Origin of the sequence: Pseudomonas azerbaijanorientalis (assembly GCF_019139795.1) — a bacterium.
GTDB classification, from domain to species: domain Bacteria; phylum Pseudomonadota; class Gammaproteobacteria; order Pseudomonadales; family Pseudomonadaceae; genus Aquipseudomonas; species Aquipseudomonas laurylsulfatiphila.
The window spans coordinates 1367252-1392926 of the sequence record NZ_CP077078.1; the positions used below are offsets into that span (position 1 = coordinate 1367252).

18 protein-coding genes are annotated in these 25675 nt (G+C 61.0%); 3 read left to right on the forward strand and 15 right to left on the reverse strand.

The annotated features are described in order from the left end of the window. Nucleotides 1-95 precede the first annotated feature (95 nt). Nucleotides 96-5336: a dermonecrotic toxin domain-containing protein gene (locus KSS91_RS05950; RefSeq protein ID WP_217837331.1), complete on the reverse strand. Its 5241-nt coding sequence runs from the start codon at nucleotides 5334-5336 to the stop codon at nucleotides 96-98. 218 nt (nucleotides 5337-5554) lie between these two features. Between KSS91_RS05950 and KSS91_RS05955 the strand changes: the two genes are divergently transcribed. Next, nucleotides 5555-6589, forward strand: coding sequence for an alpha/beta fold hydrolase (locus tag KSS91_RS05955; RefSeq protein ID WP_217837332.1), 1035 nt, complete (start codon nucleotides 5555-5557; stop codon nucleotides 6587-6589). Between the two features lie 199 nt (nucleotides 6590-6788). Here KSS91_RS05955 and aauR read toward each other — a convergent pair whose 3' ends face one another. The 7 genes from aauR to KSS91_RS05990 form a co-directional block, all read right to left on the reverse strand. Further along, a complete protein-coding gene (aauR, locus tag KSS91_RS05960; protein WP_015093697.1) occupies nucleotides 6789-8117 on the reverse strand; it encodes a two-component response regulator AauR in 1329 nt (442 codons plus the stop codon). Continuing rightward, entirely contained in the window at nucleotides 8114-10015 is a 1902-nt protein-coding gene (aauS, locus tag KSS91_RS05965) for a two-component sensor histidine kinase AauS (protein WP_217837333.1), read from the reverse strand. The genes aauR and aauS overlap by 4 nt, the downstream gene beginning before the upstream one ends. Nucleotides 10016-10236: 221 nt before the next feature. Then, the gene (locus KSS91_RS05970; protein WP_057716227.1) at nucleotides 10237-10971 is read right to left on the reverse strand and encodes an amino acid ABC transporter ATP-binding protein; all 735 of its coding nucleotides are present in this window, start codon (nucleotides 10969-10971) and stop codon (nucleotides 10237-10239) included. After that, nucleotides 10968-11639 carry an amino acid ABC transporter permease gene (locus KSS91_RS05975; RefSeq protein ID WP_015093700.1) on the reverse strand — a complete coding sequence of 224 codons (672 nt, stop codon included), beginning with the start codon at nucleotides 11637-11639 and terminating at the stop codon, nucleotides 10968-10970. The genes KSS91_RS05970 and KSS91_RS05975 overlap by 4 nt, the downstream gene beginning before the upstream one ends. Then, nucleotides 11639-12385: an amino acid ABC transporter permease gene (locus KSS91_RS05980; RefSeq protein WP_015093701.1), complete on the reverse strand. Its 747-nt coding sequence runs from the start codon at nucleotides 12383-12385 to the stop codon at nucleotides 11639-11641. Before KSS91_RS05980 ends, KSS91_RS05975 begins: the two co-directional genes overlap by 1 nt. A 193-nt stretch (nucleotides 12386-12578) precedes the next feature. Further along, complete coding sequence (locus KSS91_RS05985) at nucleotides 12579-13493, reverse strand: glutamate/aspartate ABC transporter substrate-binding protein (RefSeq protein WP_126049574.1); 915 nt, start codon at nucleotides 13491-13493, stop codon at nucleotides 12579-12581. A gap of 277 nt (nucleotides 13494-13770) precedes the next feature. Beyond that, nucleotides 13771-15399, reverse strand: coding sequence for a glucan biosynthesis protein D (locus tag KSS91_RS05990; protein ID WP_015093703.1), 1629 nt, complete (start codon nucleotides 15397-15399; stop codon nucleotides 13771-13773). A 419-nt stretch (nucleotides 15400-15818) separates the two neighbouring features. Between KSS91_RS05990 and KSS91_RS05995 the strand changes: the two genes are divergently transcribed. After that, nucleotides 15819-16004: a hypothetical protein gene (locus KSS91_RS05995; protein WP_007975077.1), complete on the forward strand. Its 186-nt coding sequence runs from the start codon at nucleotides 15819-15821 to the stop codon at nucleotides 16002-16004. A gap of 306 nt (nucleotides 16005-16310) precedes the next feature. On the opposite strand, the gene KSS91_RS06000 is transcribed toward KSS91_RS05995, so the two are convergent. Beyond that, nucleotides 16311-16823, reverse strand: a complete 513-nt coding sequence (locus KSS91_RS06000; protein WP_217837334.1) for a BRO-N domain-containing protein — start codon at nucleotides 16821-16823, stop codon at nucleotides 16311-16313. A 452-nt stretch (nucleotides 16824-17275) separates the two neighbouring features. On the opposite strand from KSS91_RS06000, the gene KSS91_RS06005 reads away from it, so the two are divergent. Beyond that, nucleotides 17276-17419: a hypothetical protein gene (locus KSS91_RS06005; RefSeq protein WP_217837335.1), complete on the forward strand. Its 144-nt coding sequence runs from the start codon at nucleotides 17276-17278 to the stop codon at nucleotides 17417-17419. Between the two features lie 76 nt (nucleotides 17420-17495). Here KSS91_RS06005 and KSS91_RS06010 read toward each other — a convergent pair whose 3' ends face one another. From KSS91_RS06010 to KSS91_RS06035, 6 genes are all read right to left on the reverse strand, one after another. After that, complete coding sequence (locus tag KSS91_RS06010) at nucleotides 17496-19358, reverse strand: NAD(P)-binding protein (RefSeq protein ID WP_217837336.1); 1863 nt, start codon at nucleotides 19356-19358, stop codon at nucleotides 17496-17498. Between the two features lie 62 nt (nucleotides 19359-19420). Then, nucleotides 19421-20905 (reverse strand): APC family permease, encoded by a 1485-nt coding sequence (locus KSS91_RS06015; RefSeq protein WP_217837337.1) that lies wholly within the window; start codon nucleotides 20903-20905, stop codon nucleotides 19421-19423. Nucleotides 20906-21134: 229 nt separating this feature from the next. Continuing rightward, complete coding sequence (locus KSS91_RS06020) at nucleotides 21135-22559, reverse strand: gamma-aminobutyraldehyde dehydrogenase (protein ID WP_217837338.1); 1425 nt, start codon at nucleotides 22557-22559, stop codon at nucleotides 21135-21137. A 177-nt stretch (nucleotides 22560-22736) separates the two neighbouring features. Continuing rightward, on the reverse strand, nucleotides 22737-23546 hold the full coding sequence (locus KSS91_RS06025) for an ABC transporter permease (RefSeq protein WP_015093712.1): 810 nt from the start codon (nucleotides 23544-23546) through the stop codon (nucleotides 22737-22739). Then, a complete protein-coding gene (locus tag KSS91_RS06030) occupies nucleotides 23536-24483 on the reverse strand; it encodes an ABC transporter permease (RefSeq protein WP_007975063.1) in 948 nt (315 codons plus the stop codon). The genes KSS91_RS06025 and KSS91_RS06030 overlap by 11 nt, the downstream gene beginning before the upstream one ends. A gap of 1 nt (nucleotide 24484) precedes the next feature. Beyond that, nucleotides 24485-25522 carry an ABC transporter ATP-binding protein gene (locus tag KSS91_RS06035; protein WP_015093714.1) on the reverse strand — a complete coding sequence of 346 codons (1038 nt, stop codon included), beginning with the start codon at nucleotides 25520-25522 and terminating at the stop codon, nucleotides 24485-24487. Nucleotides 25523-25675 lie beyond the last annotated feature (153 nt).

Below are 25675 nucleotides of genomic sequence, written 5' to 3' on the forward strand. Positions count from 1 at the left end.
AGTAAAACTTGTAGATAAACCGAAAAGGTTGAGTTTGTCTCATGTTGGTGCCGCTGTCCACGACGGGGCACATTGCGTGCCCCGTCGTTGTCATTTTACAGCGTGGAAAAGTGTTTGTTGCCCAGCGGTTTGCCGATGTCGCCGCGCCAGATCGCCTCGACCGTACCGCCGCTGGCGGCCACGTCCTGCTGCCATTTCAGGCCGAGGTTGCGTTGTTCCGGCAGTTTCAGATGGCCTTTGACGAAGTCGCTGAACTGAGGCTGGGCCGAGGTGTAGTGGAAGTGCGCGTACCACAGGGTTTGCGCCGGTTCGTTGCGCAGGTCGCGCACTTCGTACTCCTGCAGGAAATCCCGTCGTCCGTCGGCGCGTTTGCCCAGGTCGCGCAAGCCACCTTCCTTGCGGATGTCCACCACTTGTTGTTCAAGCAGATAGTCCAGATAGCCTTCGGTCGGGGTTTTGCTGCTCATGCTTTGATTGATGCGCAGGGTGCGCCCCGTGCGCAACATCTCATCCGCCCGATTGCGCAGTTGCAGCGCTACGGCATCGGTGGGGGATAAGCGTTCGATGGCCTGGGCACGCATGGTCAACTCCGTGGCCTCGCTGCCCATCATGTGCTCAAGGTCGACCGGGAGCATGTCCTGCCGCGCATAGCCTTCGACTTTGCGGGTATAGGCGTTTGCCGCCTCCAGCCTGTTTCTGGCTTCTGTCAGCAGTGGCCCGACATCAGTGGGCAGTTCCGGCTGCACGGAACCGGTTGGCTCGCTGAGGCGATATTTGCCGCTTGAGCGCGGCAGCCAGGTTTCCGTGTGGCCATCGACCCCTTCGATGGTGATGCGCTTTTGTCGGGTGACGGCGTCGGTGCTGGCGATGCCGATCAGCAACTGGTTGTCTTCGGTCTCGAACAGTTGCTGTCCGGACCGGCCTTCTTTAGGTGCCACCGAAGGGGGCGTCTTGGTGGCCCGGCGTGCAAAATCTTCAACCTTGTCCAGGTTGTCCAGAAACGCGGTGACCTGTTCCAGGTCCAAATGCTGCGGATAGCCGAGGGTCCAGGCGCCCAGCTGACGCCGGAACTCGGTATAGGTGGCCAGGCAGTCTTTGAGGACTTTACTGCGCTGACTGACGCTGGCGCTCACCTGGGGTAGCTGATGTTGCGTCAGCAGCGCGCGGCCGACCTTGTTGCGGGCTGTTTTCAACTGCACGTGGAAGTACATCCAGGACAGGTCGGTCACCGCGTCATAACGGGTGATGATTTCCAGGGTGTGCGCCGTTTTCAGGTAGTAGTGATTGGCCTCGCTGAGTTTCTCATTCACGTTCGTCATGGCCTTCGCAATCTCCTTTTTTTGCGCCGGGTTAGTGATACGGCGGTTCCAGCGATTGGCTTCCTCGACCGTCGTATGCAGCTGATCGAAATCTTTGAGAAAGGCTTTGCGGACCTCCTTGCGTTGCGCCATGAACTGCAAGTGCGCGGCGGTATCGGTGATCGCTGTGGCATCTGACCGGGCGATCAGCTGATCGATACGATTGAGGTGTTCCACCAGCCGTTCCTTGGCCAGGCCGATCCGCCGCACCGAACGGTCGACGATGATCCAGGCGCAGCGGCTTTGGATGTCTTCGATCTGCACGCGTTTGCGGCCATGGCTATACAGCATCAGCTCATCGAGATTCAGGTATTGGGCCTGGGCAAGGTCGATATCGTTCGCGCAGGCGACATCGGCACGGGAGCGAAGGGCCGGGCGCTGCTGGAGTTCGAGGCCGAAGTAGTGCTCAAGCAGGGTGTTGCTGCTGCGGGTCTGGGTATCGAGCCGTAGCGAGTAGGCGTCGGCGGTATTGGTCAGGGTCAATTGCCGGCGCAAGGCGCGGTCCGTCCACCAGCGCGGCAGCCAGCGGCGAATGGCGGCAGGCCAGAGTGGGTCAAGCCCGTCGGCCATGTGCCCGAGCACCGCGCCACCGCCCACGCCTCCACCCTCGATCACGGTGCCGTACACCGCGTAGTGGGTGTTCCAGTGGCCTGACTCATCGAGGGCGACTGGCTGCTTGTAGGTCCGGCTGCTGGTGCCGCTCAAACGCCAGCGGGGTGGTTCGCCTTCCAGCTCGATGCGATAGATTCGTCCCTGGCTGAGCATGAAGTCGCCGTCGGCGTGGCGATACACGTTGCGATAAATGCCTTCACTGCCCGGTTGCAGGTCCGCGAGGGAAATCGGTTTTTCATATTCATAACCCTTGAAGCGCTCCAGCGACCGCCGCGCCTGGGGTTGCGTCGATACCTGCAGGGCCCGCGGACTTTTGCCCAGCGCCCGCCACTGACGATTGCGCGTGGCGACGCGAGCGACACCGGGGGTGGCAGTGGTGCCGGGGAGAATGTCCATGGCCGCGTCGATCAGCGACAACAGCACCGCCTCCACCTCGGCCAGGCCATGGCCGACATCGCCGCGCAGGAAGGCCGCCACCGCCAGGTTGGCGCTGTTCCAGGCGTCGTACAGGGCGATGGTCGTACCGACGAAGGGCAACATGCCCACAGCCATTTTCAGGTAATTGAACATTGCGCCGGACTTCAAGGCGACCTGCTCCAGGTACAACGCATCATTGGAGCGTGACGTCGCCCGATGGGCCTCCAGCAAACGGCCCATGTGCACATTCAGCAGGTGCGCTGCCAGGGAGGTGCTGGCTGGCCAGGGCGTACCGACGCCGATCAGCCCGTCGAGGTTTTTCAATTGGGCCTGGTTGATCCGGCTGACGTGGTGGGCGACATCGCCCGTCAAGGCCCGGCCGGCCAGGTAGTTGACCATCGAGCTGCGCAGGCAATCGTTGAACAGGCGCAACCGCGCCTGTTCAAGGCTATCGAACTGGCGCAGATAAACGCCGTCGGGGCTGTCGGGTAGATACAGCAGGGTCAGGCCGCTGACGTGTTCCACGATAAAGGTGACGCCGGTCAAGGTGCTCGGTCCCTGGGCGTGGGTGTCCTTGCCGCCCACGGTCAGGTGCGCGGGCAGCAACTCGATGCGCTTGCCGTCGCTGGCAAAGGCTTCACGGCTGTTGGCGTCGATGGCGATTTCCAGCACTTGCCGGCCGTTGGCATCGATGTCCTTTGCCAACTCGGCGAATTCGCCTTGCAGGCGAAGCATCAGGCGCCACGGCTCACTCAGGCATTCGCGCCGATGTTCATTACTGAACATCGATGCCGTCGAGGTGCCGAGGAACGTCTCGCGGATCAGCCTTTCATATTGCCCGGCCAGATCCAGCTCGGTGACCAGCTTGCTCAGCCAGGACGTCGTGATGGCGCCTTTCAGTTTCTGCTGTTGTGCGGCGTCGGCACCGCTGACCTCGACCTGCATGAACGACAGTCGCCACCACATTTCCTGATCGATGTTGCCCAGCGCCAGCTCACCCAGGGACAGCTTGCTGCGCTGCTCGCTGGCGACCAGCACATTTTGTTGAGGGGTGCCTGGAGCGGCGCCTTCAGTCACCACTTTCTGCCACAGCGTGGAATCGGGAACGTCGAGCTGCACCTCCACCCGTTGAGTGAGGTCGAATTCCACGCGCAGCCGGGCGTCGACAGCCTTGATGGCGAAGGCTTCCCGTGGCGGCAGTTCACGTTCGAGCCACGCGTGGGAGCGCTGCATCGCGCCGATCCAGGATTTGAACAGCGTCTTGAGCCGGTCACGCTGCACGGCAGGCAGTTCGCGATGCCACGACGGCAATTGAGCGGCCAGCGCACTGCTCTGGTTTTGCTCGACGATGCGTGCGTACACCCAGTCCCGGGCGGCGGATTGGGGGACAGTCAGGCAGACGAGGGTCTGCTCGCGCAGTTTTTCCAGTTCGGCCGCACGCTGGCTGGTACGAAGCGGAACAGGATTGGCTGCAATGATCCGGGCCGCTTGTTGTTCACAGCTGTGGAGCTGGATTTGCAGGGCGTATTCAAACGGCGAGCCGCTCAGCGGCAAAACGTGCACTGTCAGGGCAGGGTCGTTGACCGGGCATTTGAACAGCGACTGTTCCAGCAGCTGTCGAGAGGCAAACCGTTGCAGTCCACCGAAGCGTCCGGGCCAGTACAGCAACAGGCTGTCGGTCGAATTTGCCAGCAGCGCCGAGGGTTTGGCAAACAGCAGAACGCCGTCCAGTTCCTCGGTTTGCGTGCGGCGGGTGTCGCCTTCGGTGTCGGTTGCCGACAGTTCCAGCCGCGCGACCACCAGGTCGGCCGCTCGGGGCTGATCGGGGGCATCCAGCACACTGATGAGCCATTGATGCTCTTCACTGTTGATCTGATTCAGGCTCAATTGCAGTTCGGCTTCGGCGCGCAAACCGTCTTGGCGTGCCTGGAGCAGGGCTGCGTAATGCGGGCCCGGCTGGTGGCGCAGCTCCAGCCATTTGAGGCCATCGGCGGCGTCCAGTAGCGCCGTCGCGGCGGCGCTGCTGGCCTGCTCGGCAGCGCTGAGGGTCTCGAGTTGCTGTTGCAGGCGTTGCAGACGTGGATCCTTGGCATCACCGGAAAAGTCATCGCCGAGCAGACTCTCCAGGGCCGTCCGCTGTTGTGCCAGCGCGCGGTGACGCACGCCCAAGGGAATATCGGGGCTGAGCTGGCCGAACAGGGCCGCGTTGTCGTCTGTCTCCACCAGTGGCAGGTCGGGGGGCGCGGCCAGCACGGCAGCATCGCCGGGCCGGTCCGCGGGGGCGACGGACAATCGGGACAACAGGGCTTCGGCGCCAGTGCGCAGCACAGCTGTGTCGAGGACCGTGTAATCGACGCTGCCCTTGTCCATCGACAGCCGGGGCTGGTCGAACCGCTGTGGTTGATGCTCGGTCAACCAGCGCTCCAGTTCAATCCGGCTTTGAAAGGTCATCCAGGCGGATGAGTGCGAAGGCAGATACAACAGCTGAGCGACCGGTTGATCGGTATCCCGGGTGATGACCAGCGCGCCCGACAGCGGGGTAGACAGGCCATTGTCATCTATGAGACTCAGCTGTTCGACGTACACGGGGTGCTGGTCAGGCGTTGGTGTTGGTGTTGGCGCTGGCGGGTCGATGAGCGTCAGTAACGTTTTGATCTGCCCGGCATCGAGGATGCCTTGGGCAAACGCCCATTGGCTCGACGCCTCGAAATGCTGGCGATACAAGCGGATGGCTTGCTCCCGACGCGAGTGATCGGTGCCGAGCGCACGTGCGCTCCACCAAGCGGTGTCGAGCTGGGCTTGCGAGCTTTGCGCCATGAGGCTGAGCCACTGCTCGCAGCATTCTTCCCAGCGTGCCGAGGCGCTCAGGCTCAGGCCCTGGTCCGGGTTGGCGGGCAATGGGTAGATGAGGCCGAAATCGGCCGTAAGGGGGGTGGTTTCGTCAACCATGACGATGAATCTCCAGAAAGCCGGGCCGTGCCGGCGGTACGGGCATTAGGCGGCAGTCGGCAGGAGGAGGGGTGGTACATAGTTATCGCCAAACCGGGTGTGACGCCGGATGACCGCCCGGCGCTCTTCATCAAACTGTCATGGAACTGTGGCAGCGCGCTTGAACAAACTTCATCAGACTCGCGCTCTACTGGGGTTCTGCGTTTTGGTGTTTTTTCATGGGTGCTGCATTCTTTTCACGAATCATATTTCTGGCCGCGCTGTTGTTCGGCCTGCCGTCGTTGGCGGCCTCGCGTTGTGACGTCAATGTTCCGACCGAACGGGTGGATCTGGCCCAGGTAAGCCTGGCGTACCAGAGCATCGGTCGTGCGTCGGATCCGGCCTTGCTGCTGGTGATGGGCCTGGGCGGCCAGTTGATCCACTGGCCGGACGAGGTGGTGGTCGCCCTGTGTCAGCAGGGGTTCCGGGTGATTCGCTATGACAATCGCGATGTCGGCCTCTCGACCTGGCGGCAAGCACCGGCCGAAGCCAACCTGACGTTCGAAGTGCTGCGCTACAAACTCGGCTTGCCGGTGTCGTCGCCGTACTCGCTGACCGACATGGCCGACGATGGCCTGGGCTTGATGGATGCCTTGCACATCGATCAATTCCACGTGTTGGGCGCCAGCATGGGCGGGATGATCGCCCAGCACATGGCGGCCATGGCCCCGCAGAGGGTCGAGAGCCTGACCCTGATCATGACCAGCTCCGGGGCCGAAGGCTTGCCGGCGCCGAGTGCGGCGCTGGTGCAATTGCTGGCCCGGCGGGGTGCACCGAATCGCGAGGTGGCCCTGGAACAACAGGCCGACTTGCTGGCGGCGCTGGGCAGCCCGAGGGTGAGCGATGATCGTCAGGTGTTGTTGCATCAGGCGGCGCAGTCCTATGACCGGGCGTTCAATCCCGAGGGCGTGAAACGCCAGATCATGGCCATTCTCGCCGAGCCGAGCCGGGTCGCGCTGCTCAACCGGTTGCGGGTGCCGGCGCTGGTGGTCCATGGCACGGCCGACCCCTTGCTGCCGGTGATGCACGGGGTGCATCTGGCGGCGCATCTGCGTGGCAGTCAGTTGGTCTTGATTCCGGGCCTGGCCCATCGTTTCCAGGAGGCGTTCAAGGCGCCGTTGCTGGGGGCGGTGTTGCCGTACTTGCGCGAGCACCGTGAAGACACTTCGCACTGGGCGCAGATCGAGCCTGTGGCTGATCACAATCTCCTCTAACTCCCTCGGTCCAATGTGGGAGCGGTCTTGCTCGCGAAGAGGAAGTATCAGTTGGCATTTGAGTTGACTGACACACCGCTTTCGCGAGCAAGCCCGCTCCCACAGGAGAATGTATTTCTCTGTGAAAGCGTAGCCAGGCCAGCGAGGCTCACCACCACCGCCGCGCCCAGGGGTGTTTTGAGAATCAGGTCCACGCAGCTCAATGGCTCAGGCCGTACTTTTTCACTTTGTCGAACAGCGTGGTCTTGGCCATGCCCAGTTCCTGGCTGGCCTGGGTCAGGTTGCCGCCGCTGCGTTGCAAGGCATCGCTGAGCAGGTTGCGCTCGAAGGCTTCCACCGCTTCGGCAAACGCCAGGCCTTGATTGCTGCCGCCGGCACCGGTTTTCTTGAACGCCGGCAGGCCCAGGGCAAAGCGCTCGGCAACGTTGCGCAATTCACGCACGTTGCCCGGCCAGTCGTGGCTCATCAGGTTTGAAAGGGTCTGGTTGTCCAGCTCCGGCACCGCGCGGTCGAAGCGCAGGGACGACTGCTGCAGAAAGTGCTCGAACAGTTGCAGGATGTCCTCGCGGCGCTCGCGCAGCGGCGGCAGTTCCAGGGTCACCACGTTGAGGCGGTAGTACAGGTCGCTGCGGAATTCGCCGGCCTTGCTCGACTCGACGAGGTCGGACTTGGTCGCCGCGATGACGCGGCAATCCACCGCCACGCTCTGGTTCGAACCGAGGCGTTCGAGGGTGCGCTCCTGCAATACCCGCAGCAATTTGATCTGCAAGGGCAGGGGCATGCTTTCCACTTCGTCGAGGAACAGCGTGCCGCCGTCGGCGTGTTCGATCTTGCCGATCCGCCGTTTGCCCGCACCGGTAAAAGCGTTGGCTTCGTGGCCGAAGATTTCGCTTTCGAAGAGGTTCTCCGGCAGGCCGCCGCAGTTCAAGGCGACGAACTGTTTGGTGTGCCGCCGACTGAAATCATGCAGGCAGCGCGCGACCAGTTCCTTGCCGGTGCCGGTCTCGCCTTCGATCAACACGTTGGCCGACGTATCGGCGACGTTGGCGATCAGTTCCCGCAGGTTCTGCATGGCCGGCGAGCGCCCGATGATCCGCCCTTCGAGGGAGTCGCGCTCGGCCAGTTGCCGGCGCAGCGACGACACTTCCCGCGCCAGGCTGCGTTGCTCGAGAGCGCGGCGGGCCACGTCCACCAGGCGCTCCGGGGAGAACGGCTTTTCCATGAAGTCGTAGGCGCCTTTCTGCATCGCACCGACGGCCATGGAGATGTCGCCGTGGCCGGTGATCAGCACCACCGGCAGGCTGCGGTCGCGCTCCTTGAGCCGGGTCAGCAACTCCAGGCCATCGATGCCCGGCAGGCGAATGTCGCTGACGACAATGCCGGCGAAGTTGTCGCCGACCCGCTCCAGGGCTTCTTCGGCGCTGCCCACGCCAATGCAGGGAATGTCTTCCAGGGTCAGCGCCTGCTGGCAGCCGAGCAGCACATGGGGGTCGTCTTCGACGATCAATACACTAAGGTCGTTGTTCATATTGGCTCGGCGGGAGTGGGGCTTACCAACGGTAAACTGAGGACGAATGCGGTACCACCGCTGGCCGGGTGCTCTACACCCAGGTGACCGCCGGTGGCGGCGGCCAGGCTGGCGGAAAGGGTCAGGCCAAGGCCCAGGCCCTGTTCGCCGGGTTTGGTGGTGAAGAAGGGTTCGAACAGGTGCTTGCGTGCTTCGGCGTCGATGCCGTGGCCGTTGTCACGCACGCGCAGGCGGTATTTGCCATCGAAGGTTTCGCCTTCGAGCCACAGCTCGGGTTGCGGCTGCGCTTGCATGGCGTCGAGGGCGTTGCCGATCAGGTTGACCAGAATCTGCTCCAGGCGGGTCTGATCGATCTGTACCTGCACAGCGTCAAAATGGCGGTGCAATTGCAGAGGTGTGTTTTCCACCCGTGCGCCGTGCAATTGCAAGGCCGCGTCCACCGCTTTGCCAAGGCAGGCCTGACCCTTGTCGTCACCGCGCCGGGCGAACGAGCGCAGGCTGGCGGTGATGCGGCCCATGCGGTCGATCAGTTCGTTGATGGTCTTGAGGTTGGTGCTGGCGACATCGAGCTGGCCGCGTTCGAGGAAGCGCACGGTATTGCCGGACAAGGTGCGCAGCGCCGCCAGCGGCTGGTTCAGTTCGTGGGCGATGCTGGTGGACATCTGGCCGATGGCCGCGAGTTTTCCGGCCTGTACCAGTTCATCCTGGGCGCGGCGCAAGGTCTCTTCGGCGTGCCGGCGTTCGCGGATCTGCCCCTTGAGCCGTTCGTTGCTGGCGCGCAGGTCGGTGGTGCGTTCGGTAATCCGACGTTCCAGCTGGTTGTTGGCTTCCTGCAAGGCTTCCCGGGCCGCGAGGCGGGTGGCGATCACCTTGCGCCGCTCGTTCCAGGCGATCAACAGAAAGGCGCAGAGGGCAAACGCCACGGCCACCAGAATCCCCTGGTTGATCGCTTCGCGGCGCAAGTCCTGGAGCGGCGTGAGCAGGGTGAAATTCCACGGTGTATCGCTCAAGGGCCGGGTTTGCGACAGGTAGCTGATGTTTTCATCGTCAGACACCAGTTCACTGTTGGCCGGGAACGTGAGTTTTTCCACGCCTTCGGACAGGGTTTCCCGGGCCAGCGGTTGCAATTCATTGAGCGGGAACCAGTAGTACTGCAGGCTGCGGGCAAGTTTTTCCTTGGTTTCTTCGCTCAGCGGTACCACCGATTTCAAGCGTCGAGCCGGATCGCTGGAGAGAATGATGATGCCGTTCTCGTCGCTGACGAAGGCTTCCAGGCGCGCCCGTTGCCAGCGCTCTTCCATGGCTTCCAGACGCACCTTGACCACCGCGACGCCGATGATCTTGCCGTGTTCTTCCAGGCCATGGGCCAGGTAGTAACCGGGTTCGCCGTTGGTGCTGCCGATGCCGTAGAAACGCCCCGGCTGACCGCGCACGGCGTTCTGGAAATAGGCGCGAAAGGACAGGTCTTCACCCAGGTAACTGTCGACATCGCGCCAGTTGCTGGTGGCCATGACGCGGCCGGTGGTGTCCATCACGTAGATGGCCCGACTGCGGCTGCGCCGGTTCAGGCCTTCGAGGTAATCGTTGACCGTTTGCCGGTGTTCCGGGGTCGGGTCGGCCAGCAACTGCGAAACACTGGTTTCGAGCTCCAGCAGGCTGGGCAGGTAGGTGTATTTGCTGATTTCGCTTTCGACGGCACGGGCGTGCAGTTCCAGCTGACGCTGGCCGTTCTCGCCAAGGCTGCGAATGCCGTAGTGCTCACTGATCCAGAAGCCGATATAGCCCAGGCCGATCATCATGGCGATGATCAGTGGCGGCAGGAACAAATGACGAACCAGACGGGGTTTCACGGCGAGTGACGGCGACGCTGCGCGATAAAGATTAGGGTCGCATTTCATCACAGATGCCTTGGGTCAACCACAACGCAAATCTTCAGCCCCCACAGATTCCTGTGGGGCTGACTCTGTGGCGAGGGGGCTTGCCCCCGTTCGGCTGCGAAGCAGTCGTAAACCCATTGCATGCGGTCTGACTTTAAACTACCGGGGCCGCTACGCGACCCAACGGGGGCAAGCCCCCTCGCCACAAAAGCCCGCTCCCACAAGTTGGAGCGGTGTTTTTCTTAGTGCTGCAGAATCTTGTTGAGGAAGTGCTGCGTACGCTCGGCGCGGGCATTGATGTCACCGAAGAATTCTTCTTTCTTGCAGTCTTCGATGATCTTGCCCTGGTCCATGAAAATCACCCGGTCGGCCACTTTACGGGCGAAGCCCATTTCGTGGGTCACGCACATCATGGTCATGCCTTCGTGGGCCAGTTGCACCATCACGTCGAGCACTTCGTTGACCATTTCCGGGTCCAGCGCCGAGGTCGGTTCGTCGAACAGCATGACGATCGGGTCCATCGCCAGCGCACGGGCAATCGCCACGCGCTGCTGCTGACCACCGGACAATTGGCCCGGGTGCTTGTGGGCGTGAGCCGAGAGGCCGACGCGCTCAAGCAGTTGCAGGCCTTTCTTGGTGGCTTCTTCCTTGCTGCGGCCCAACACCTTGATCTGCGCGATGGTCAGGTTTTCGGTGATGGTCAGGTGCGGGAACAGCTCGAAATGCTGGAACACCATGCCAACGCGCGAACGCAGTTTCGGCAGGTTGGTCTTCGGATCGGCGATGGAGGTGCCGTCGACCACGATGTCACCCTTCTGGAAGGGTTCCAGGGCGTTGACGCACTTGATCAGGGTCGACTTGCCGGAACCGGATGGCCCGCACACCACGATCACTTCGCCTTTTTTGACCTCGGTGCTGCAATCAGTCAGAACCTGGAAGTCCCCATACCACTTGTTGATGCTTTTGATAGAGATCATACGGCGAACCTTTTTTGCAGACGCTTGACCAGCTGCGAGGCGGCAAAGCTGATGATGAAGTACACGAGACCCGCGAAAATCAGGAACTCATTGGAGCGGCCAATGATGTCGCCACTGGCGCGCGAAGCATTGAGGAAGTCCACCAGGCCGACGGCGTAGACCAGCGAGGTGTCCTGAAACAGGATGATGCTCTGCTGCAGCAACAGCGGTGTCATCTTGCGGAACGCCTGCGGCAGGATGATCAGGCGCATCATCTGGCCGTAGGACATGCCCAGGGCCTGGGCAGCGCCCATCTGACCCTTTGGAATCGACTGCACACCGGCACGGACGATTTCGCAGAAGTACGCCGCTTCGAACATCATGAACGCCACGATGCACGAGGCGAACGCGCCGATCGGGGTGTCTTCGCCGGTAATCCAGCGCAGCACGAACGGTACCGCCAGGTAGAACCAGGTGATTACCAGCAGCAGCGGGATCGAGCGGAAGTAGTTGACGTAGGCGCCGGCGAGGTTCGACAGCAGCTTGTTGTGGGACAGGCGCATCAACGCCAGGATGGTGCCGAGGATGATGCCACCGACCACGCCCATGGCCATCAGCTTGAGGGTCATGACCATGCCGTTCCACAGACCCGGCAGGGACGGGATGATGCCCGAGAAATCGAATTCCATCATTTACCCCCTACGGAGATCAGGCCCGGTACGGCGACTTTCTTCTCGACCAGGCGCATCAGCAACATCAGGCTCATGTTCAGGGTGAAGTAGATCAGCGTGGCCAGGGTAAAGGCTTCGAACAGGTTGGCGGAGAACTCGGCGGTCTGTTTGGTCTGCGCGAGCAATTCCATCAAGCCGATCAGCGACGCCACGGAAGTGTTCTTGAAGACGTTCAGGAATTCCGAGGTGAGCGGCGGAATGATGATCCGGTAAGCCTGGGGCAGCAGCACGTTCCAGTAGATCTGCGGCAGCTTGAAACCCATGGCGCGGGCCGCGGATTCCTGGCCTTTGGGCAGGGCCTGGATACCGGTGCGCACCTGTTCGCAAACCCGGGCGGTGGTGAACAGGCCCAGGCACACGACGACGCTGAGGAAGGCCGAGGTGGTCGGGTTCAGGTCCTGCTTGTACCACTCTTGCAGGTCGGCCGGCAGCAGGTCGGGTACCAGGAAGTACCAGATGAACAGCTGAACCAGCAGAGGCACGTTACGGAAGAGTTCGACGTAGCAGGTGGCGATGCCCGATACGATGCGGTTCGGCACGGTACGCATGACGCCCAGGATCGAGCCCAGTGTCAGGGCGATGATCCAGGCCGCGATGGCGATGCCGATGGTCCAGCCCAGACCGGACACGTACCAGTCGAGATAGGTCTCGCTGCCCACGCCGGTGGACTTGAAGAACACGCCCCAGTCCCAGTTGTAATTCATTAGGGTCTCCCCTCGGATTCGATCGATGTACAAATGCCCGCTTGGGGGAAGCTCCGTTCCCGCCTGTCCTCGGGGGACAGGCACACGCGCTCGGCTCGACAGCCACCGGTTCGAGTGTTTCCAGAAATGCCAGCAGGGAGTGCATTCCCCTGGAAGGGCTAAGGCCCTTTCAGGGGATAAGGTTAGTCAGAAATCAGGACTTCTTGTCGTCAGCCGCTTTATCAGTCGGATTGGCGATCAGGGCCTTGAGTTCGTCGCTCATCGGGAAGTTCAGGTTCAGGCCTTTTGGCGGGATCGGCTGCATGAACCATTTTTCGTAGATCTTGTTGATCTCGCCCGATGCGTAGGTGGCCTTGATGGCGTCATCCACAGCCTTCTTGAACGGCTCGTCGCCTTTGCGCACCATGCAGCCGTAGATTTCGTAGGACTGTGGAGTACCGGTCACGGCCCAGTCGCTTGCCTTCTTGGCCTTGGCCGCTTCACCGGCCAGCAGGGCGTCGTCCATCATGAACGCAACGGCACGGCCGGTTTCCAGCATCTGGAACGACTCGCCGTGATCTTTGGCGGAGATGACGTTCATGCCCATCTGCTTGTCGGCGTTCATCGCCTTGAGGATGCGCTCGGACGTGGTGCCGGCGGTGGTCACGACGTTCTTGCCGGCCAGGTCAGGGAAATCCTTGTACTTGGAGTCTGCCTTGGACAGCAGGCGAGTACCGATTTCGAAGATGCCGACGGAGAAGTCAACCTGCTGCTGACGCTCGACGTTGTTGGTGGTGGAACCGCACTCGAGGTCCACGGTGCCGTTCTGCACCAGCGGGATACGGGTTTGCGAAGTCACCAGGTTGTATTTGACCTGGAGGTTCGGCATGTCGAGGTCTTTTTTCAGGGCTTCGACGACTTTCAGCTGGATGTCGTGGGAGTAGCCGACCGGTTTGCCGGAAGCATCCGCGATATAGGAAAACGGAATGGAAGCGTCGCGATGGCCCAGGGTGATGGTGCCGGACTCTTTGATCTTCTTCAGGGTGCCGGTGAGTTCGGCGGCGAAAACCGGAGTGCTGATCAGAGCGGCAGCAATGGCTGCGCCCAGGATATGGGGAACGATGCGCATCAAATTTTCCTCGACTTTGTTTTTTTTATGGAGCCAGTTCATCGGCCCTTTTGTGCTGCAAAACACCTGAGCGCTACGATGAGTGAGCGCAAAGGACATTCGTCGAAGAAGTGTAGAGCATGACTCGTGCCAGACCAGTCGATATTAGTCAAAGTATTGATTTGCAAGGAAATTAAATTTTTCTTGCGCTGGAATTTCAGTGGAACGATCCGGTTAACCGAACCGACCCGCAGGTCGCGTTCGGAAAACCGAATGGTGGCGGGGTGCTACCCGATCATCAGGTGTACTTGCGTTTGTCCGGCGCTGGCGGGAAGTACTGGTACAACCAGGTTTCACTCAGTGTGCGGTCGTTGGTGCGGATGAACAGGCGCAGTTCGACGGGCTCCACGCTGTCATTGGTCGGGTACCAGTCAAACAGGATGCGGTAGCCCTTGATGTCATCGAGCTTGAGCACGCTGAAATCCTTGACCTCGCCGTTCGAGCAAGTGACCACCGGCTCGATGCCTGTGCCTTCAGGCAAGCGGTCCAGGCCACCACCGGTGAAGTCCACGGCAAAACGACGGGCCCAGACGGGTGGGTAATGCTCGCCCGGCGCCCAGCCTTCGGTGAAACCGCCCATCCCGGAACGGGTGGCGTTGACCCGTGCCAACGGCGTTCCGACTGGCGGCAATGCGCTCCAGTAGAGCTTGTAGCCGTAGTTCAGCGAATCGCCGGCAGCCACCGGTTTCTTCGGGGTCCAGAAGGCGACGATGTTGTCCATGGTCTCGCCGGTGGTAGGGATTTCCAGCAGATCGACCGAGCCTTCGCCCCATGCGGTGGTCGGTTCGACCCACAGGCTCGGGCGGCGGCTGTACCAGTCGACGGTGTCCTGATAGCTGGCGAACTCGTGGTCGGTCTGCACCAGGCCGAAACCTTTCGGGTCCTTGTCGGCGAAGGCATTGAATTGCAGGGTCGCCGGGTTGTTCAGCGGGCGGCAGATCCACTCGCCGTTGCCGCGCCACATGGCCAGGCGGTCGGAGTCGTGGATTTGCGGGTGAATGGTGTCGCACATGCGGCGCTCGTGGGTGCCGCAGCTGAACATGCTGGTCATCGGTGCGATGCCCAGTTGGTCGATGGCGGTACGTGCGTTGACGTGGGCATCGATCTCCATCACCACGCGCTCGGCCTGGCAATCGATATCGAAGCGGTAGGCACCGGTGGCGCTTGGAGAGTCGAGCAGGGCGTAGACCACGAAGCGGGTGCTGTCCTTGTCCGGAGTCTCGAACCAGAACTTGGTGAAGTCGGGGAATTCTTCACGTTTCTTGGCGTAGGTGTCGATGGCCAGCCCACGGGCCGACAAGCCGTACTGGCCGGTGGCGTCCACCGCACGGAAGTAACTGGCGCCGAGGAAGGACACGACGTCGTGCTTGTCCAGTTCCGGGGCCTTGAACAACTTGAAGCCGGAGAAACCCAGGTCGCCCTTGAGCTGTGCGGTGTCGACCGTAGTGTTTTCATAGTTGAACAGCGACGGGCGGAAATGCACCTCGCGGGCCATCCGGGTTTTCGGATCGACGCTGTACATGCGCACCGGCTGCTTGAAGCCCATGCCGACGTGGAAGAACTGTACGTCCAGCTGACCCTTGAGTTCTTTCCACAACGAATGATTGCCGTCGTAGCGGATCGCATTGAAGTTCTGCGGCGTCATGCTCGCCAGGGTCGGCGGCAACTGTTGCTTGGTGTCCTGGTAGCGATTGCTGGCGAGCTGTTTGGCCTGGAGCTTCAGCGCCTCGAAATCGAATGCGCTGGCCTCGCCATCAGCTGTGCCGCCGCTGGCGGCCCAGGCTTGGGCGGCCAACAGGCCCGTGGCGGACAAACCGGTGTAGGCCGCGATGGCCATGGAGGCTTTGAGCAAGTTCCTGCGGTGCATAAATACAACCTGTCGTGAGCAATCCCGCGCCGTTCCTGGCACGTGCTGGATCAGAAAATACGGTTCGGACATGCCTTCGGCCAAACGCAACGGACTGTAGAACAGATGCCCGACAGCTTAAACCGTTCGATTGCAGAGCAGAATTGATTGATGGCACAGCGCTGGCTCGGCAATGAAACAAGACATGTCGGGAAACAATTCCGACAGGGGTTTCTGATTTACAGGGCATTTCTGCTTTTTTCGACTAATTACTCTAAAAACCGCTTTTCAGCGCCCGGAATATTTCTATTCTGTGCACATGACCGGTTTATGCCCTTCGGACCGGTGCGGTTCAGCGGGCACCCAGCGGCTGCTGAAAAAGGGATAGGGCGATGCAGTTTTTTGCAGTTTTCTTTGACGTATAGAGAAGGACATCGTCCATGTCGAAAGTACAAGGCATCACCGAAATGTTGGGAATCTTTCCGTGCCTGGCCATCGGGCGACGCAGGCGCCGGCTTAATAACGAGGAAATGAAACTGGTGGAGCGGTATCGGGAGTTGTCGGAGAGCGACAGGATCGCGATGAGGTATCTGGTGGATGCGATGAGGAGTGTTTCGCGGTTTTGAAGCAGGGCGGGTTACCGTGAGAGCCATTTGGCCTTCACGGTGGCCAGGCTGGTTAACCTGCTTGCATCAGCGTCGGCTATGCCAGCGTCTATTGCTTGCTGTCGGACAGATTGCTGGTCGAGCTTATGGAGATACGCTTCTGCAAAAGAGCTATCACATGGAATCATTTCGATGATGTTTCGTTTGACGCTGTGAGTCTCGTTCATGTGGATATAGCTCATTCAGCAGGACAATTAATTGAGAGGACTCAAACCAAAGGGACGGACTGTGAAGTCTGTCCCTTTTTGATCAGCTCGATTTATCCCTTCAACGGCAAGTGCCAGCGATTGGGAAGGGGCGCTGCACCTGCATCAACTCAGGCATGTCTCGCCACTTGATCCAGGCGTGATGTTGGTAATGCAGCAAGGGCACCGAAACTCCCGCCCAATTCAAGGAACTCAGGCTTGGCAGGTTTTCCACAGGCTCTGATTTCACATCACGCAGCGAGGGTATGACTTCGTTGCTCAACCACTGGCGCAGGTTGCGGTTTTCCGGGACGAAGTGGTGAACCAGCAAGGCGTACATGCCTGATTCGCTGACCATCAGTGTTTCGACCGTTTTGCCGTCCTTGAGCAGACAGACGCTGCGACGTTGGTCGGGATCGAGTTTCAGGGTCAGGCGTTCATTGAGTGGTTTGCCCATCAAGCGACCCAGATCCTGGGCGCAGAACCAGGCTTGGTTGTTTTGCATGAAGGCATGGAGGAAGCGGTTGTGGCGGGTGAAGACTTTAGGGATGAAGCAGGAAGGAATTTCAGTCGGATGTGATGTGTGCTTGTGCATTTTTCGACTCCATGTTGAAAAAGGAGCCGCCACTAATCCTTCGAAAGATTTGGGTGGCGGACCGTGGGGCGTTCGAAGTCGGAACATTCTCGATCAACATGGAAGCCGAGAGGCCCGCGCCACACGGCCCGCCATAACGCGAAACTGAAAGGCAAAAAAATGCCCCAGCTCATATGGGGGCGCGGATGCGCCATGTTGATATGTTCCGGCTTCGACTCCGGGCCGCTGATTTGGCAGCGACGGATTGAAGCCTATCGGTCAGGCGCTCGCGGCGCCAAGTCTACTCTGGCGACGCTTGTTGTAGGAAACGACGTTTTTTCGTGCGGGTTGCGTCTGTAGGAGTTATCTGTTTTTGCACTCTTTACAGAGACAATGTTCCTGTGTCGCGGTATTTCCGTAAATTAATCGGATCCGGGATAGGAGGCGAAAGTTTGGACGATGGGAGTAAATCTGTGGCTGACGACGGTGACGAGAAACGCAAGAGTGATGCTCAGGATCGCTTCGACGAGGTGCGCGGCAAAGCCGATATCAAATTGCAAACTGATGAGTTGATGGCATTGCTAAGGGGGACAGGAGCGTGTTGGTTGACGTTCTGAACGACGATGCCGTCTGAAGTTCTCCGACTCCACGGATCGCCGGGAATGGCCATCCGTGGAGCTCAAATACCGTTGCTTAACCTACTTCCCCCACCGCCCGATACGCCTCATCGATCGCCGCATGGGCATACGCACTCCACGCCGCGTCCGAGTTGGCGATGCTCACCCGTCCAACCGGCTGACGGGCCAGGTTCATCAGTTTTTCGCTTTCGTCGGCATCGTCGTACAGGCTGTTGGAGAAGTACGCGTAGCCGTGTGACCAGCGGTTGACGGTGATGGCGAGGATGTCGGTTTCGTGGTTGAAGCCGCCAGGGCCGAGCATGCGTTGCAGCTGGTCACGCAGTTGCGCTTCCAGTTGTTCGAAGCTCTGGCCGTACAGGCGGCCACGGCCGGCGCGGGCCTGGTCGCGGGCGTTCATGCCGCTGTTGGGGCTGGTGGGCACGTAGACCATGTGCAGGCCGATCGGCTGCGTCGGGTCATTCGGGTGGTCGTAGCCGCCCATGCTTACCGGGTAATCGAGTTTGATCCGGCTGTAGGGTTGGGTCGCCGCATAGATTTCATGCACACCGAGTTTCTGGAACGACTGCCAGTTGCGGATCACGACCTTGGTGTACACCAGCGGGAACTTCACGTTCTGGCTCAGGGCGTGGGATTGCTCCGGCGGCAGGTCGCGCAGCAGGTACGGGATGATCATGTTGTAGCAGGCCATGATGCAGTGCTTGCCGCGCACCTGGCTGAGCTGGCCGCCGCGGCTGTAGCCGACGTTCACGCCGCTGCCGACGTTGCGCACGCTCACCGCTGTGCTGTTGAGGCGGATGCGCACCGGGGCTTTGGCCTGATCGAGTTTGGCGTAGTCGAACGGGGCGAGGACGATATCGTCCATGGTGTGCCCCGTTGCCACGGCCGGGATCAGGCTGCGCACCAGCAAGCGCGCCAGCGAGGCGTTGCCGTCGGGGAAGTGGTAGATGTAGGGCTCTTCCATTTCCGCCCGGGCTTCTTCGCTGATCGGCTCCAGGTTCATCGCGCCGAAGCCTGGGAAACCGACTGAGTAGGCGTCGGACGCAGCGACCGCATCGATGCTCAGGGCCATGAAGTCGTTGGTGCGGCTTTGGAAATACTTCACCGCCTGGGCCGACAGACCTACGTCCTTGAGCAGGAAGTCCTGGTAGCTGATGGCTTCCAGGTGCGCGGTTTTTTCCTCGGTGGTTTTGCCGGGCAGGTAATCCTTGGGCGTCATGTGCAAGGCGATCAACGCCTGGCGGTCGGCTTGCGGCAGCGGGAAGTCGTTGATGAAATCCGGGATGGAGCGGGCGTGCAACTGTTCCGGGGCGATGTCGTCGGCCACCATCGGTGTCGGGTCGCCGGTCACCAGTTTGTCTTCGCCGAAGTTTTCCTTGTCGAAGAACACCCCGCGTGACAGGCCCAGGCCCGGGTAGAACTGGCGGTCAAACGCGGTCTCGAAGCGTTTGATGTTCACCCCGAGCTTCTTCAGCAGGCCGTTCACTTCCTGGCTGTACAGATGATTCGGCGACTGGAAGGCTTCACTGCCGCCGTAGCCGATGATCATGCGACCACCGGCGGAGAATTCGTTGCGCTTGGCGTGGCCGCCGAAGTCGTCGTGGTTTTCCAGAATCAGGATGCGCGCTTTCGGATGTTTCTCACGGTAGAACCACGCAGCGGACAGTCCGCTGAGGCCGCCTCCTACCACCACCAGGTCATATTCCTCGGTGATCGGCAGCTTGTCGGTGTCGAAGACCTTTTTCTCCCAACTCATCTGGTGGGCCATTTCGAACGAGCCGACGTGGCTACCCCGCAGGCCGGTCAGTGCTGGAGGGTAGTAGCGCCCGTCAGGGGCGGCCTGGAGAAGTTGCAGAGGGGTCATGCCGGCAGCGATGGTGACAGCGACGCCGTTGAGAAAGTCGCGGCGAGTGATATCCATATTCAATCCTTGTTGGTTTTTCAGATCGCCCCGGCGCCACGACGGCACCGGGGCGAATGCCGTTACCGGCTGACTTTCCAGGCATCGCCCGCCGGGGCGGTGCCGTGGTCATACGGCTTGGCGATCCACATGTAGAGCAGGCCCAAGCCAATGACGATGGCCGTGCTCAGTACCATGGCGTAGTTGATGTACCACGCGGCATCCGGTGTCCGTGGCCAGGCCATGTTGATAATGGCCCCGACACCATAGACCAGTGCGCCGATGTTCACCGCCCAGCCCCAGGCGCCGAGGGTGAATTTGCCGCTCGGTTTCCAGCCTTTCATGCGGGCGTACAGGGCCGCGAGCACGATCATCTGGAACGCCAGGTAGATGCCGATGGCCGCGAAGCTGACGATGGTGGCGACCGCATCCTGCAGGAAGAAGCCGAGGATGATGATCAGCGCCGGCAGGACACCGGAGACGAACAGTGCGGCAACCGGAACTTGCGTCGCAGGGGAAATCTTCTTCAGCAGTCGGCTGCCGATGACCATTTCGTCACGGGCGTAGGAATACAGCAGGCGACTGGCCGCCGCTTGCAGGCTGATGACGCAGGAGATGAAGGAAATCATCACTACGCCCATCACCACTTTCGAACCCACTGGCCCGAACGCGTTGTTGAGGATGGTGCTGACCGGGTCCTTGTCGGTGCCATTGATCACGGCCTGCATGTCTGGCACCGCGAGGATCAGCGCCAGGCAAGCGAACATCGCCGCAATGCCGCCGATGTAGATGGTCATGCGCATCGCCACCGGGATCTGCTTGCTCGGGTTCGGGGTTTCTTCGGCCACATCGCCGCAGGCCTCGAAACCGTAGTACAGGAACATCCCTGCCAGAGAAGCGGTGAGGAACGCCGGCAGGTACGAGCCGTCGATGCTGATATCGAAGGTGTTGAACAACACGCTGATCGATTGATGACGCTCGAAGATCAGCAGGTAAACGCCGACGATCACTGCGCCCACCAGTTCGCAGAGGAAGCCGAACATGGCGATACGCGCCAGTACTTTGGTACCGCTGAGGTTGACCAGGGTGGCGAACAGCGTCAGCACCAGGGCGATGACAATGTTGGTGTTGTTGTTCGGTTCAAAACCCATCATCGCGGCCAGGTACGGGCCGGCACCAACGGCGACCGCAGCGATTGTCACGCACAGGGCGATGGAGTAGATCCAGCCGACCATCCACGCCCAGCGCTTGCCCACCAGGCGGCGGGCCCACGGGTACACGCCGCCGGAAATCGGGAACTGCGAAACCACCTCGCCGAAGATCAGGCACACCAGCAACTGGCCGCAACCGACCAGCAGATAAGCCCAGAACATCGGTGGCCCGCCCGCGGCCAGGCACAGGCCGAACAGGGTATAAACCCCGACGACCGGGGACAGGTAGGTGAAGCCCAGGGCGAAGTTTTCCCACAGGCTCATGCTGCGATTGAAGTTGGAGGTGTAACCCAGTTTGCGCAGTTGCTCGGCATCGCTGTCGGCAAGGACTGCAGAGAGATCGGGTGATGCACTCATGTGTGTTTGCTCCGGAAAATCGGCAGATTTCGGATGTCCGAAACCGTGACGAGGCCTTGAGGGCACCGCCAGGATCGGTGGTTATTGTTTTTTGGTGTTGCGGTGAATCCTTGATGTAAATCGCCGACATCATCCTTGTGTCTGCTGAAAAGATCGCAGCCTGCGGCAGCTCCTACAGGGTGTACGGCGCTCTTTGTAGGAGCTGCCGAAGGCTGCGATCTTTTCGCGGTTAATGCTTGAACATCACATGCCGCACAACGGTGTAATCCTCCAGCCCGTACATGGACATGTCCTTGCCATACCCGGACAACTTCTGACCGCCGTGGGGCATTTCGCTGACCAGCATGAAGTGCGTGTTGACCCAGGTGCAGCCGTACTGCAAGCGCGCCGACAGGCGATGGGCGCGGCCGACGTCGGCGGTCCACACTGAAGAGGCCAGGCCGTAGTCCGAGTCGTTGGCCCAGCCCAGCACCTGCGCTTCATCGCTGAACCTGGTCACCGACACCACCGGCCCGAACACTTCGCGCCGCACGATTTCGTCATCCTGCTGGGCGTCGGCCAGCACCGTTGGTTCGAAGAAGAAACCATTGCCGTCCACCGCTTTACCGCCGGTGATCAGGCGAATGTGCGGCTGGGCGATGGCGCGTTCGACGAAACCGGCGACGCGGTCGCGGTGTTGTGCGGTGATCAGCGGGCCGAGTTCGGTCGACGGATCGTCCTGCAAGCCGTACTTGATGCTGCTGACGGCGGCGCCGAGTTTTTCGACGAATTTCTCGTAGATGCCTTCCTGCGCGTAGATGCGGCAGGCGGCGGTGCAGTCCTGGCCGGCGTTGTAGAACCCGAAGGTGCGGATGCCTTCGACGGCGGCGTCGATGTCGGCGTCGTCGAAGATGATCACCGGAGCCTTGCCGCCCAGTTCCATGTGCATGCGTTTGACGCTGTCGGCGGTGCTGGAAATGATGTTCGAGCCGGTGGCGATCGAACCGGTCAGCGACACCATGCGCACTTTCGGGTGGGTGACCAGCGGGCTGCCGACGCTAGGACCACGGCCGAACACCAGGTTGAGCACGCCGGCCGGGAAGATGTCTGACGCCAGTTCGGCCAGGCGTAGCGCAGTCAGCGGGGTCTGTTCCGACGGTTTGAGCACCACGGTATTACCGGCGGCCAGGGCCGGGGCGATTTTCCAGGCGACCATCATCAGCGGGTAGTTCCACGGCGCGATGGAGGCGATCACGCCCACCGGGTCGCGGCGGATCATCGAGGTGTGGCCCGGCAGGTATTCGCCACCGGCCGAGCCGCTCATGCAGCGGCTGGCGCCGGCAAAGAAGCGGAACACGTCGGCAATCGCCGGGATCTCGTCGTTCAGCGCGGCGCTGTAAGGCTTGCCGCAGTTGTCCGATTCCAGCTTGGCCAGCTCTTCGCCGTGGGCCTCGATGGCATCGGCGAGTTTGAGCAGCAGCAGCGAACGCTCTTTCGGCGGGGTCTGCGACCAGCTGTCGAAGGCGGCGTCGGCAGCACGCACGGCGGCATCGACCTGGGCTTCGCTGGCTTCGTTGATTTCCACCAGCACACGACCCAGCGCAGGGTTGAACACCGGTTGGGCGGGGCCTTCGCCGACTTGCAGTTGGCCGTTGATCAAGAGTTTGGTTTGCATGGCGTTGTCCTCTTCGGAACTGTTGTTTTTTCTCTGTGGAAACCGGCCAAAATGTGGGAGCGGGCTTGCTCGCGAAAGCGGTTTATCAGTCGCCATCATTGTTGAATGTGATGGCCTCTTCGCGAGCAAGCCCGCTCCCACAGGACTCGGTTTCCATATTAGGGATTGAGTTGTCAGTTACTTGCCGCCACTGCCCGCAACGCTTTCACCGCCACGGGTCAGGTAATAGGCGCCAAGGATCGGCAGCATGGTCACGATCATCACCAGCATCGCCACGACGTTGGTCACTGGCACGTCCCGTGGGCGGCTCAGCTGGTTGAGCAGCCACAGCGGCAGGGTCCGTTCATGGCCGGCGGTGAAGGTGGTGACGATGATTTCGTCGAACGACAGGGCGAACGCCAGCATGCCGCCGGCCAGCAACGCCGAGCCGAGGTTCGGCAGGATGATGTAGCGGAAGGTTTGCCAGCCGTCGGCGCCGAGGTCCATTGAGGCCTCGATCAAGCTGTGGGACGTACGGCGCAAGCGGGCGATGACGTTGTTGTAGACGATCACCACGCAGAAGGTCGCGTGGCCGACGATGATGGTGAACATCCCCGGCTCGATGCCCAGTGTCTTGAAGGTTGCCAGCAACGCGATCCCGGTGATGATCCCCGGCAGGGCAATCGGCAGGATCAGCATCAGCGAGATGCCTTGCTTGCCGAAGAAGTCCCGGCGGTACAGTGCCGCCGAAGCCAGCGTGCCAAGGACCATGGCGATCAGCGTGGCAATCGAGGCGATTTGCAACGACAGCTTGATGGCTTCGAGCACGTCCGGCCGGGAGAACGCCACGCCGATCCACTTCCAAGTGAAGCCCTTGGGCGGAAAGCTGAACGCCGCGTCTTCGGTGTTGAAGGCGTACAGGAAGATGATCAGGATCGGGAAGTGCAGGAACACCAATCCGCCCCAGGCCGCGATGCGTAGCCCGAGAGATGCTTTTTCAGAGTGCATCGAAGGCCCCCAGACGTTTGACGATGGACAGGTAGATGGCGATCAGCACGATTGGCACCAGGGTGAACGCGGCAGCCATTGGCATGTTGCCGATGGCGCCTTGCTGGGCGTAGACCATGCTGCCGACGAAGTAGCCGGGCGGGCCGACCAGTTGCGGCACGATGAAGTCGCCCAGGGTCAGCGAGAAGGTGAAGATGGAACCGGCGGCAATGCCCGGGATCGACAGCGGCAGAATCACTTGCATGAAGGTCTGGCGCGGCTTGGCCCCGAGGTCGGCGGAGGCTTGCAGCAGCGAGGGCGGCAGGCGTTCCAGCGAAGCCTGGATCGGCAGGATCATGAACGGCAGCCAGATGTAGACGAACACCATGAAGCGGCCCAGGTGCGAGGTCGACAAGGTGCTGCCGCCAACGCCCGGAATGCCCAGCACGAACTGCAGGACCGGTTCCAGCCCCAGGTGCTGCACGAACCACTGCGCCACGCCACCCTTGGCCAGCAGCAGCGTCCAGGCGTAGGCCTTGACGATGTAACTGGCCCACATCGGCATCATCACCGCGATGTAGAAAAACGCCTTGGTCTTGCCCGTGGTGTAGCGCGCCATGTAGTAGGCAATCGGGAACGCGACGATGGCGCTGGCAATCGACACGACTATCGCCATGCCCAGGGTGCGCAGGATGATGTCGAAATTCGACGGCTGGAACAGCGCGGTGAAGTTCGCCAGGGTCAGGTCAGGGGTGACCGCCATGGTGAAGTCATCGAAGGTGTAGAAACCTTGCCACAGCAGAACAAGCAACGAGCCCAGGTAGATCGCGCCGAACCACAGCAGCGGCGGTACCAGCAGTAGCGACAGGTAAAAATTCGGCCGGCGATACAGCAGATTGGAAAACCTGCGCAGCAGCGAGCCGCTGGCCGGAGATTGAGGGATGGCTACGGTGTTCATCTCACACCCCGCCTGCAACGGTGTCGTGCAACGGGATCATGGCTTCGCGTGCCCAACGCGCGCTGATGCGCTGCCCGGTCTGGTGTTGTGCGCTGGTGTCCAGCCACTGATTGTTGGCCTGGCTGATGTTCAGGGTCTGGCCGTTTTCCAGTTTCAGTTCATAGCGGGTGGCGCTGCCCTGGTACTGGATGTCGTGGAGTAAGCCGGTGACTTCGATTTCGTGGCTGGCCAGCGGACCTTCGGCGAAACGCACGTGTTCAGGGCGAATCGAGAACGGCTGCGGATTGCCACTGATTTGCTTCGCCAGATCACCGCGGATCACGTTGGAGGTGCCGACGAATTCGGCGACGAAGGTAGTGGCCGGTTTCATGTACAGGTTGCGCGGGCTGTCGACTTGTTCGATGCGGCCCTTGTTGAACACCGCCACGCGGTCGGACATTGACAGTGCTTCGGTCTGGTCGTGGGTGACGAAGATGAAGGTAATGCCGAGCTGGCGTTGCAGTTTTTTCAGCTCGCTCTGCATTTGCTCGCGCAGTTTCAGGTCGAGTGCGCCGAGTGGCTCGTCGAGCAACAGTACGCGAGGACGGTTGACCAGAGCGCGGGCCAGGGCCACACGCTGGCGCTGACCGCCGGAGAGCTGCACCGGCTTGCGGTCGCCATAGCCGCCGAGGGCCACCATATCGAGCGCTTCTTCGGCGCGCTTCAGGCGTTCGGCCTTGCCCACGCCTTTGACTTTCAAACCGTAGGCGACGTTGTCGCGAACGTTCATGTGCGGGAACAGCGCGTAATCCTGGAACACGGTGTTCACGTCGCGCTGGTACGGCGGCAGGCCGGCGGCCTCTTCGCCATGAATGCGGATGGAGCCTGCGCTCGGTTGTTCAAAACCGGCGATCAGGCGCAAACAGGTGGTCTTGCCCGAGCCGGAAGGCCCCAGCATGGAGAAGAACTCGCCGTCCTGGATGTCGATGGAAACCCGGTCTACGGCTTTCACTTCGCCGAATTGACGGGAAACGTTGGTGAACTGGACTGCAAGCGTCATGGTGCGGTGCTCCAAAAAGGCGCGTTTTCTAAAAATTTGAATCAGTTGTGGCATCGAAAAGATCGCAGCCTTCGGCAGCTCCTACAGGATTTGCAGAAGGCTTCGGATCTTCGGCGCCTGCGGTCGCTGTAGGAGCTGCCGCAGGCTGCGATC